Below are 2,088 nucleotides of genomic sequence, written 5' to 3'. Positions count from 1 at the left end.
TTGTTTTCCCTCGTCGTTACATTTACAGCTTATTTCATTCTCTTTTCCCTTGTCAAATCCCCCGCCGTGCCCTACAGGCCCCGCAAAAGAATTCGACAAAACAATCCCACCGCAAATACAGGGCCTAATTCGATCCCGCATCAGAGCGCACGAACCGACCACTGGAATTGGAGGGGGTTGGTCACCCTCACCGGGGCAACTCATGAAACATTACACGCCGGACGGGATGGGAGCAAACCGTGAGGACGTCGGCTGCATCACGTTCCCACGGCCGGTTCCAGCGAGTGGAAGAGCCGCTTTTCTCTGGGGAGACGGACGCCGTGCCGTGCCCTCGAGGATCGAGCCGATGAGGTGCCGCGCCGGTTCCAAGCTGCGGCTCCGGCCAGAATTGCGGCGATCGTGCCGTGGTCGGTCTGGCCGATTACGGGGCTCCCTCCCGTTGAGCTCCAAGCGTGCTTGACCGGCATGCGCGATAGGTAACACCCATCCCCCATGCATTCGACGCTTGGGGGCCGGCGCTGCCCCGGCATCAACGTGCGTGCTGACCAGGATCGCTCCTGCCGCTGCCTCATAGCGCGGGAGTAGCCCGGTCGTCACGTCCGCGTGCAGTGCGGGCTTGAGGTCCGATCCCGGCATCATCCTCTTCCTGCAAGCTGACGAGTTCATCGATGTCGGTTGAGGGCGCGGGCGATTGGGCAGAGCGCGTTCTGTCCTCTCGCCCCAGTCACGCCTGCCTTCCACTGAAGCTCGACCACACCTCGATCGCCACACGCTGGGCCATCGTTGCCTCGGGCGGCACAAACGGACTGCCTGACGTTCCCGGTCTCACCGCGCTATGGCGTAGGGACATGCTGCACTGAACCTTCTGCCATGGCTACGGAATGCACGGCCGACACATCGGCGTACTGCCCATAGGGCCGAGGTCCTTCCGTCAGTCCATGATGTTCCGACAGCTCAACCCGCACCTCGCCGTGCCGCCGCACACCACTCCACCTACTGCAGCCCGAAGGAAGGATCTGGTTGAGCAGGGCGAGGTCCTGCCAGAATCCGTGGTGCAGGTGATCAGCCACAGAGACCGCTTGACCGGCGTCAGCCTGCACGCCGGGACCAAGCTCAAGCTCAACGCCTCTGTCGTCGCAACCGTCATGCAGACGCGGGCGGACTTCCTCGACCCTCTCCGCCTGATCGGCACCAACCTCATCGTCAAAGCCCAGGAAGTTGCCGGACCGATCGAAACCGGCCGCAACGGCACCACTGGTATGCCGGGGGATGGATCACGGGAATTACCAGCGAATCCAGGGCCGGCACCAACCCAGCAGCTGGCCGGCTGGCAACAGCTTCCGCGATCATCGGAGAAGGACGGACCCGCCACTATCCACGACAGAGGAAATCGGCGGGATGCACCGTCGCGGGGCTCCGCATAAGCCCGCTCTACCCAGGACAGGGCCAGAGGCAGCTACGGAACCAACCGCACAATCCCTACTACCGGACCGACGTTCGGGGAGCACTTCATCAGCCAACATAGGCTCCCCGCGCTACCGCACCTACTATCCGGCCGGCGCAGCGGGCCACGGTGGGGATTCGGGGCCCGCGAAGCGGGAGCCTCGAGTACGGCCTCGGCGCGTCTTCTTTGAGATGTCGCACCCCTGGGGCCGGGTGTGGGAATCGGCGCGCTGCACCTTGGCAGGCCTGAGCTACGTCCGCTGGGGCTGGGAGCCAGCGCCGTAAGCCGACAGCCGGAGAGCTTGCTGAGAGTAGGGGCGTGAGGAGCAGTCGGGGACTGGCCCTAGGCCTTGTGCCGGCCGGATTCTCGGGCGTTATGCAGGCCCGCATTCATCAGACCCATGTGCCGGCTGATGCGCGTGCCAGCTGTATGGACAGCGAAGCGAGAGGACGATACATGGAGCAGCTGCTCTGGACGCCCCACCGACGATAGCCACCGCCTTCGGGGCAAGCTGACCAGACCCGACTGGTGTGTTAAGTGGGGAAGGCCCCGCACCTGGTGGTGCGGGGCCTTCCCGTTGAATGGTTGTCCGGCGGTGTCCTACTCTCCCACACTCTCTCGGGTGCAGTACCATCGGCGCTGTG

1 protein-coding gene is annotated in these 2,088 nt (G+C 64.0%); it reads left to right on the top strand.

Going from position 1 to position 2,088, the window contains the following annotated elements; all coding sequences use genetic code 11:
• The first annotated feature begins 938 nt into the window (after positions 1-938).
• On the top strand, positions 939-1,424 hold the full coding sequence (locus ACX80I_RS17265; RefSeq protein ID WP_459346331.1) for a hypothetical protein: 486 nt from the start codon (positions 939-941) through the stop codon (positions 1,422-1,424).
• The last annotated feature ends 664 nt before the right edge of the window (positions 1,425-2,088 follow it).

Source organism: Arthrobacter rhamnosi, assembly GCF_054510855.1.
The sequence above is the reverse complement of the archived record's forward strand: the minus strand, read 5'-3'. Positions and strand labels throughout refer to the sequence as shown.

Excerpts from the sequence above, each read along its gene's own strand:
- ACX80I_RS17265 (WP_459346331.1), top strand. The coding sequence starts at position 939 with ATGATGTTCCGACAGCTCAACCCGCACCTCGCCGTGCCGCCGCACACC.